General features: G+C 68.9%; 6 protein-coding genes. 5 read left to right on the top strand and 1 reads right to left on the bottom strand.

Annotated elements, in window-relative coordinates:
* Window positions 1–131 precede the first annotated feature (131 nt).
* The gene (locus ETD86_RS52565; RefSeq protein WP_170223779.1) at window positions 132–548 is read right to left on the bottom strand and encodes a single-stranded DNA-binding protein; all 417 of its coding nucleotides are present in this window, start codon (window positions 546–548) and stop codon (window positions 132–134) included.
* Window positions 549–658: 110 nt separating this feature from the next.
* On the opposite strand from ETD86_RS52565, the gene ETD86_RS52560 reads away from it, so the two are divergent.
* The 5 genes from ETD86_RS52560 to ETD86_RS52540 all read left to right on the top strand — a co-directional run bounded on the left by ETD86_RS52560 (window position 659) and on the right by ETD86_RS52540 (window position 4,756).
* Window positions 659–1,585 carry an MBL fold metallo-hydrolase gene (locus ETD86_RS52560; protein WP_138674100.1) on the top strand — a complete coding sequence of 309 codons (927 nt, stop codon included), beginning with the start codon at window positions 659–661 and terminating at the stop codon, window positions 1,583–1,585.
* Between the two features lie 550 nt (window positions 1,586–2,135).
* Window positions 2,136–2,549: a hypothetical protein gene (locus tag ETD86_RS52555; protein ID WP_138674099.1), complete on the top strand. Its 414-nt coding sequence runs from the start codon at window positions 2,136–2,138 to the stop codon at window positions 2,547–2,549.
* Window positions 2,550–2,563: 14 nt separating this feature from the next.
* A complete protein-coding gene (locus ETD86_RS52550; RefSeq protein WP_138674098.1) occupies window positions 2,564–2,944 on the top strand; it encodes a YciI family protein in 381 nt (126 codons plus the stop codon).
* Window positions 2,944–4,182, top strand: coding sequence for an RNA polymerase sigma factor (locus ETD86_RS52545; RefSeq protein WP_138674102.1), 1,239 nt, complete (start codon window positions 2,944–2,946; stop codon window positions 4,180–4,182). Before ETD86_RS52550 ends, ETD86_RS52545 begins: the two co-directional genes overlap by 1 nt.
* Window positions 4,183–4,240: 58 nt before the next feature.
* Complete coding sequence (locus ETD86_RS52540) at window positions 4,241–4,756, top strand: GNAT family N-acetyltransferase (protein WP_138674097.1); 516 nt, start codon at window positions 4,241–4,243, stop codon at window positions 4,754–4,756.
* Window positions 4,757–4,940: the final 184 nt, after the last annotated feature.

The following is a 4,940-nucleotide window of genomic DNA, read 5'->3' as shown; positions in this document are numbered from 1 at the left end:
CCACCGCATGCCTTGGCTGCCGCCCCCTCCACTCGCCGGCCCCGCTCATTTCACGCAAGCGCAAGAAGCCAGCGCCGGGCCCACCACCTCCCCAGCCATCGCGTGCCACGGATCGATGGGCAGTCGGCGAGTCAACTTGCCTGGGCCAGGTAGGACACCTGTCTGGGAACCAAAGCGGCAGACGCCTCCGCAGGATGGTCGTCCTCCGGCGCAGCGGGAGGAGGCAGAGCGGCTGCGGCGACCGGATGGGCGGTCGTCACCTCCACCTCGTACCTCCAGATCTTCGCAGCCGGAGGGCCGAAGACGCGGCAGCGGAACGCGCCCGTCACCTCGATGAGGTCGCGAGGTTTGAGGCCGCGGACCACATCGGCCGCCTCTCGGTTGAAAGTGACGCACGGAATGCTGTCCGTCACGATGCCGCCGCGCCGGTCCCGCCGCCGGCGGCGCACGATGATGCGCCACTTCGTCGCGGTGTCGCCACTCGGCATCGGCTGCTCTTCGACGGCCGCTGAGAGCCTCCCCACCAGCAAGACCTCGTTTCGGTCCACTGTCATCCTCCTATCGATGCTCTGGTGGAGATCACTCTTTACGATGAGGGGGAGGCCGGATCGGCTCGAACGCCGTTCTGGGGATAACGGCTGCATGCTCGGGAGTGCCTGTGGAGAACATCACCGCGCTAGGCGGCGACGTCTATGAGATCGACACCAGGATGGCCGGCTACTCCGGCATCACGGCCGGATATCTGATCCTGAGCGACCGCCCATGCCTCGTGGAGACCGGTACCTCGACCTCCGCCCCCGTGGTACGCGACGCGCTCGCGTCGCTGGGCGTCGGCCCGGAAGACCTGGCCACTGTCGTCGTGACCCACATCCATCTGGATCATGCCGGCGGAGTGGGAGACATCGCGAGATTCTTCCCGTCGGCGCAGGTCGTGGTACACGAGAAGGGCGCCCGCCACCTGGCCGAACCATCACGGTTGATGGCGAGCGCCCGCATGGTGTGGGGTGACCAGCTCGACACCCTCTTCGGCGAACTGTCCCCCACCGAGGCCGAGCGCATCGTCGCCCTGGGCGAGACCGGCGCCATCGACCTGGGCAACGGACGTACGCTGAACAGCCACTACTCCCCTGGCCACGCCAAACACCACGTGGGCCTCGTCGACTCCGCCACAGGCGACCTGTACGTCGGCGACGCGGCCGGCGTGTACATGCCCCAAACGGGTGACCTGCGTCCGGCGACGCCACCGCCGGACTTCGACCTGCAGACGGCACTTGACTCGATCGCGCTGTTCGGGGCGCTCGGCCCTCAGCGGCTGCTGTTCAGCCACTACGGCCCGGTGGATGCGGTCCAGGAGACTCTCGAACGGTCCGCCGAAGAGCTTCGCGTCTGGGTCGATCTCACCCGGCAGGCCCACTCGGAAGGCATGGATCTGGATCATGCGGTCGCCATGGTCAGGGACCGCACGAAGGGGCGCTACAAGGCGCTGGAGTCCGATGACGCGACGGCAGGGCAGTTCGAGATGCTGAGCGGCGCCCCGTCGAACGTCGCGGGCATCCTCCACTGGCTCAACCGCGTCTCGCCCTGAATCCCCGGGCGTACCGGCACCCACCGGCAGCGGCCCTCAAAGTTCTCGCAGTATCGCCCTGGCCGAGGACCTGCGCCCGCACATTCACGCAACAGGTGACTCTCCGATAGCACCGAGACGACGTGTGCCGCCGCGACCACAGCCGGCGACCGCGACCACGGCCGCGACGGCAACCCCGGCTGCAACCAGCGCCGGCCGCTGCGGCTGCGGCTGCGGCTGCGGCTGCGGCTGCGGCTGCGGCTGCGGCTGCGGCTGGGCAGACTAGCAGGACCTCACGACACTGCAGGCGGCCCGGCAGCACCATCACGACCCGGCCCGCGACATCCGATCCACCAGTGCCACCATCCATCGTCGTATCCGCGGCCGCGACACCGCTGATCCAGCGCGCGGCATCGCCCGATCCGGCGTGCATGCGTCCCACCGACACGGAGCGCTCCCAAAAAATCTTGGAAAAACTCCGGCCGGATGTCGAAAGCCGCCGTGCCGGCTCCGAGGTATCAGCAGAACGCGCCACCAAGGGCGCGTGAAGCGAGAGAGCAAGGAGACGGCGATGAGCGAGCAGATGCGCAAGCTGGACCGGCTGGTGGGCACCTGGCAGCTGTCGGGCGGTGCCAAGGGAACGGTACGGTTCGAGTGGATGGCGGGTGGTTCCTTCCTCCTCCAGCACGTCGACCTCGTCCATGACGGCCAGCAGGTCACGGGCCTGGAAGTGATCGGGCACGAGTGGCCCTTCGGCGGCGAGCCCAGCGAGGAGATCAAGTCCCGCTTCTACGACTCCACCGGCAACACCTTGGACTACGTGTACGAGGTTCACGACGACGGCGGCCTCACCATCTGGGGCGGCGAGAAAGGCTCCCCGGCGTACTGCCGGTCCACCGTCAGCGAGGACGGCACCACGATCACCTCATCGTGGGTCTGGCCTGGTGGCGGATATGACACGATCGGTACCCGGACCGCGGGGTGACCAGGAGGCATCGAATGAAGTACCTGCTGCTGGCGTACACGAAACAGGCCGACTGGGACGCGGTCGACGTGAACAGCCCGGAGTTCCAGGCCATCTGCGCGTTCTATGAGAGCCTCGGCAAGGAGCTCACCGAGTCCGGCGAGTTCGTCTCCACGGAAGGGCTGGCCCATCCGTCCCTGACCCGCACGGTACGGATGGGCGACGGCGGACCGGTCGCCGTGGACGGCCCGTACGCGGAGGCCAAGGAGGTGCTGGCGAGCTACGCGATCGTGGACTGCGCCAGCCACGACCGGGCCATGGCGATCGCGGCCCGGATCGTCGCGGCGGTCGGCGACACGGTGGAGGTGCGCCCGATCGGCCAGGGGCCGCTGGCGGAGGACACGCCCCTGTCGTGATGGTGCCGGCCCGGATCGAGGACCTGCTGCGTGCGCACGCGCCGCAGGTCCTCGGCGCGCTCGTACGCCGATACGGGCATTTCGACACCGCCGAGGACGCGGTCCAGGAGGCCCTGCTCGCGGCCTCGACCCAGTGGCCGGCCTGCGGGATCCCGCAGGAGCCGCGTACGTGGCTGATCCGGGTGGCCTCGCGGCGCCTGATCGACATACTGCGCAGCGAGCAGTCCCGCCGCGAACGGGAGGCCGCGGAGGCGGTCCGGATCCCTCCCGAGCAGTACCTGGCTCCGCCCGCGGATGCCGGCCTGCCGGGCGACGACTCGCTGGCGCTGCTGTTCGTGTGCTGCCATCCGGCGCTCAGCCGGCCGTCGCAGGTCGCGCTCACGTTGCGGGCCGTGGGCGGGCTCACCACCGCGGAGATCGCGCACGCCTTCCTCGTCCCTGAACCGACCTTGGCGCAGCGGATCAGCCGGGCGAAGAAGCAGATCAAGACCTCAGGGATCGGCTTCCAGCCGCCGCCACCGGACGAGTACGCCGCCCGCCTCGACGCCGTGCTCCAGGTGCTCTACCTCATCTTCAACGAGGGGTACGTCGCCACCGCCGGTCCTGAGCTGCAGCGTGCCGATCTGGCGGCGGAGGCGATCCGGTTGACCCGGATGCTGCACCGCGTCCTTCCGGATGACGGCGAAGTGGCGGGCCTGCTCGCCCTGATGTTGCTCGTGCACTCGCGCCGTGCCGCCAGGACCGACGCGGGCGGCGCCCTCGTACCGCTCGCCGAGCAGGACCGCGGCCTGTGGGACCGGGACGAGATCGACGAGGGAGTCGCGCTGGTGACCCATGCCATGTCCCACGCCGATCTCGGGCCGTATCAACTGCAGGCGGCGATCGCGGCCGTGCACGCTGAGGCGGCCACCGCCGGCGACACCGACTGGCGGCAGATCCTCGGCCTCTACGACCTGCTGGAACGGATGACCGACAACCCGGTCGTGACGCTCAACCGGGCGGTCGCGGTCGCGATGGTCCACGGTCCCCGCGCCGGCCTCACGTTCCTGACCTATCTCGACGATGACCCGCGCCTGGCCGGCCAGCACCGGCTGGAGGCGGTACGCGGGCACCTGCTGGAGCTGGCGGGGGAGCCGGGCCAGGCCCGGGAGTGCTACGAGACCGCCGCCCGCCGCACGACGAGCCGGCCCGAGCAGCGATACCTCCAGCTCAAGGCCGCGCAACTCGCCGGATCGTGACACCTTGTCGGATTCAGGCGATTGACCGGCATGAAGCGGTTCCGATACGTAGGACCATGTGATTGAGCTGCGCGCGTTCGAGCCTGCCGACGCTCCGAGAGTGGTCTCGTGGATCGACAGCTTGGAGGCGCTCATCACCTGGTCCGGAAATACCGGATTCACCTGGCCGTTCGACGCGGGTCAGCTTTCCGGCTTCCACGCCTCCGATCCCAGCCCTCGGGTCCACATGGCCGTCGGCCCTGACCGGACGCCTGTTGGTCATTTCATCCTGCGGACCGAGCCGTCTCGCCAGTCGGTACGGCTGGGCATGGTCCTGGTCTCGCCTGCGGTCAGAGGGCGGGGATACGGCGAGGCCATGATGGCGGCCGCGCTCGGGAAAGCCTTCGCCGACCCGGCCATCCAGCGCGCCAACCTGAGCGTCTACGCGCACAATGCCGGCGCCATGCGGCTCTACGAACGGCTGGGGTTCCGCAGCGAGAGCGTTGAACCGAAGGCCACGTGCGTTGCCGGCGAGTGGTCGCCGTCGATCACGATGAGCTTGCTCCGCGACGCATGGCGGCCTCGCGCTCACTGACCGTCGGGAGGCTCCGCCGTACCGATGTCACGGTACGGCGGAGCATGAGACCACGGTCTAGACGAATGAGTCCAAGGGGTGTGGTCACGTTTAGTGGTCGTAGGCGGTCAGCGATCGCTTGATTGGCTGGCCGGTCTTGTCGTTGTGCCAGATGGCCGCGGTCAGCGCGAGCACTCGCGCCAGT

The sequence above is a fragment of the Nonomuraea turkmeniaca genome, from assembly GCF_005889735.1.
In the GTDB taxonomy this organism is placed as follows: Bacteria; Actinomycetota; Actinomycetes; order Streptosporangiales; family Streptosporangiaceae; genus Nonomuraea; species Nonomuraea turkmeniaca.
This window is presented reverse-complemented; position numbering and strand designations above follow the sequence as displayed.

Bases quoted from the DNA above. Each gene is read 5' to 3' on its own strand.
- ETD86_RS52550 (WP_138674098.1), top strand. From the start codon at position 2,564: ATGAAGTACCTGCTGCTGGCGTACACGAAACAGGCCGACTGGGACGCG.
- ETD86_RS52545 (WP_138674102.1), top strand. From the start codon at position 2,944: ATGGTGCCGGCCCGGATCGAGGACCTGCTGCGTGCGCACGCGCCGCAG.
- ETD86_RS52555 (WP_138674099.1), top strand. From the start codon at position 2,136: ATGAGCGAGCAGATGCGCAAGCTGGACCGGCTGGTGGGCACCTGGCAG.